The organism is Staphylococcus sp. HMSC34G04, assembly GCF_001838765.1.
GTDB lineage: Bacteria > Bacillota > Bacilli > Staphylococcales > Staphylococcaceae > Staphylococcus > Staphylococcus epidermidis.
In genome coordinates this window covers 1-3064 of sequence record NZ_KV838749.1, presented here as the reverse complement: position 1 = coordinate 3064, position 3064 = coordinate 1, and the positions used below count along the sequence as shown (strand labels likewise).

Below are 3064 nucleotides of genomic sequence, written 5' to 3'. Positions count from 1 at the left end.
TTTTTTAACTTTGCAACAGAACCTTTTAAAGTATCTCATTAAATCACTGTTTTCAATATGTTCAAAAATTTCAATATATGTTATATTAATAATAGATAGAAAAGATAAACCTTATTTATTATAGTCAGAACTTAATACCAATCACAGCTCCTTTCAAGATAGTCTCAACAATCTTGAATGTTCAAAGGTAGAATCATTGATTCTACCTTTTCTCTATATTTATTGACAGATAAGACAAAAAATCCTACATATAAGCAATATAATATAAAGATATAGAAAAATATTAATATATTAGGGTATGCTTATGCTAAACGTTCTCTATTTGTTCTGCTTCATGGGTTTTCGTATCTTATTAAATATGTTATTTTTTAGCATTTTACTCAATATATGTTCTTTTAATTATCACATGCTAGCTAGCACTTTTTATTTAATTTTCAACAAATTAAATGTTTGTTTTTTTAAAAATAAGGGGATTAAGTAAATAGGCTTATTAAGCCTTGTATACTGTCTCTTATCTTTATATACTTGGTTGGTACTTTTCAATGGTAACAACTTAAACTCAGTATTCTAACGTTATCTAGTAAATTAATCTGGATAACGTTTTTTAATTTAATTCTCTACCCTAACTTTGATTGAAAACCTTTATAAAGTCAGTGTTGCTAACCTGATAAAAACAAAGAACGAACGCTCATTTACTAGCATCCGTTCTTTTTATTTAGATTATAGGCTATACTCTGTAAATATCTTCAATTATATATTTAAGCTTCTTAAATGATTTATTGTTGATCAATATCTATGCATGTTAAAAATTATTTTAGGAAAGATTTGGATTCATAGGGGACACCATTAGTATAGTCGTAAAACCCTTTGCCAACACCTATGCCTAATTCATTGTTATTTACTTTTTCTTTTAAAATGTCTAAAATTCTTTTATCTATTGGGCTTTGAGTTCGTTTATATGAATCTAATGCAATATTATAAGCAGTATTTAAACCAACTATATCAAGAATAGCAAAAGGTCCCTTTTTAGATTGAGTAGCAATCATCCAGGCCTTATCAATCATTTTAAAGTCAGTTATACCCAGTGCTAATAAACGTTGTGCTGCTGTTAATAAAGGAACTAATAACGTATTGAGAATGTAACCTGGCTGTTCTTTCTTTATTGGTAACACAGTAAGGTTGATATCATGAGCAAAAGCCAATATCTTATTAAAAGTTTCTTCTGACGTTTCATGAGCTACCATTACTTCACCAGTATTATTAATCCACACATGATTGGCGAAATGTAACGCAGCAAATTTTTTAGGACGTCCTGTGTATGCTTCAAAATCACTAGGTCTTAATGTTGATGAATTAGTTACAACATATGTTTTTTCTGGCATCACTTGTGCTAATTGTTTATAGAATTTTTCTTTCACCTCATGATTTTCAGGTACCACCTCTATAATTAAGTCTGAATTGTTAGTAGCTTCAAACAGGTTTGAATAATAATTAATATTGTGTGCTATCGAATTGACTTCATTTTTTGACACTCCCATATCTTTTTCATATTGAACTTTTATATTATCTATACGCTCTTTGGCTTTATTTAGTGCATTTTCATTAATATCATATAAGTTAACTTCAAATCCCCCGGAAGCAACTTGAAAAGCAACTTGACTACCAAGCACGCCACCACCAGCAATCGTTATATTTTTAAACCCATGTGTAAGATTTTGAATATATGTTGGAGCATCAAAAAAATTGTTTTTCTCGAAAATTGGATTAGGATACTTATAAAAGCCTTGCCCACTTAACTTACCTAGTTTTCCATCTTTAATCATAGCATTTACGATATCAATATAATTTTGCTTCCACATATCTTTGTTCGTTTCATTTTTTAATTTTAAAATATCGAGTGTTGTATCTAGACCTATAATATCTTGTAATCCGAAAGGCCCTTGTAAATCGCCTGTTGCTTTCATCCAAGTTTTATCAATTGTAATAACATCTGCGACATCATTTCCTATCAAATAGCTTGCTGCACTGATAAATGGTACCAATAATGAATTTAATATTGAATAAGGTTCATTTTGACGAACAGGTATCGTTATCATTTTTATAGATTCTAAAAAATGAAGGACTCTATCATATGCAGATAAATCTGTACCTGGTGTTCCTATCACTTCAACGATATTACGTAACCATGGTTCACTTAAAAAGTTTACTGCAATACATTTATCTTTATGATTGATAGTATTTAAGACATCACTTGATAATAAATTAGAATGTGTCGTTGCAAAAATTGTTTCATGATTAGCTTTTTTATCTATTTCTTGGTAAAAATTATTTTGACTACCTTTGCTTTCTGACATAGATTCAATTACTAAATCAGCATCTTTGATTCCTTCATCAATAGAATGTACGAATGTAATCATGTTGTAGGCTTCATCTATGTGTGACTGAGTTGCTTTTAATTCATCCTTATAATAACTTTTTAAAATGTTTAAATATCTTTTAATAGATTGAATATCTTTAGGATTCGTTTCATAAAGTGCTACATCAAAACCAGAGAAAGCAATTTGAAAAGAGATTTGACTTCCTTTTGTTCCCCCATCAACAATCATGATTTTTTTGAAACTCATCATTAACTCCCCCTTAATTAAATCTATAAAGCAATAATATACTCTTTTGTTTACAAATTACAACTATATAACCTAAAAAAACAAAAATTACAAAATAGAATTAAAAAGGTAAAATGTATTATTTTTTGAAATTTAATTTCCATAAGCGTATACTAAAAGTGTAAGGAGTTGGAATATTGAGAAAATTCACTTATTAATAGGGTGGTGTTTTTTATGTACTATACTAATAGTAATTATGAAGCTTTTGCACGTCCGAAAAAACCTGAAAATGTTGATAAAAAATCAGCATATTTAATTGGATCAGGTTTAGCTTCGCTAGCAGCAGCATGTTTTTTAATTCGTGACGGTCAAATGAAAGGTAAAAATATCCATATTTTAGAAGAATTAGACATCTCAGGGGGAAGTTTAGACGGTATTAATATGGAGCATCATGGCTTTGT

The 3064-nt window shown here is 28.9% G+C and carries 2 protein-coding genes; one reads left to right on the top strand and one right to left on the bottom strand.

Features of this window, described 5'->3' with window-relative positions; translation table 11 throughout:
• Positions 1 to 809: 809 nt before the first annotated feature.
• Positions 810 to 2624: a 3-hydroxyacyl-CoA dehydrogenase gene (locus tag HMPREF3241_RS13380; protein WP_002504231.1), complete on the bottom strand. Its 1815-nt coding sequence runs from the start codon at positions 2622 to 2624 to the stop codon at positions 810 to 812.
• Between the two features lie 213 nt (positions 2625 to 2837).
• Between HMPREF3241_RS13380 and HMPREF3241_RS09290 the strand changes: the two genes are divergently transcribed.
• Positions 2838 to 3064 (top strand): oleate hydratase (locus HMPREF3241_RS09290; protein WP_176746183.1); only part of this gene is annotated, 227 nt, incomplete at its 3' end.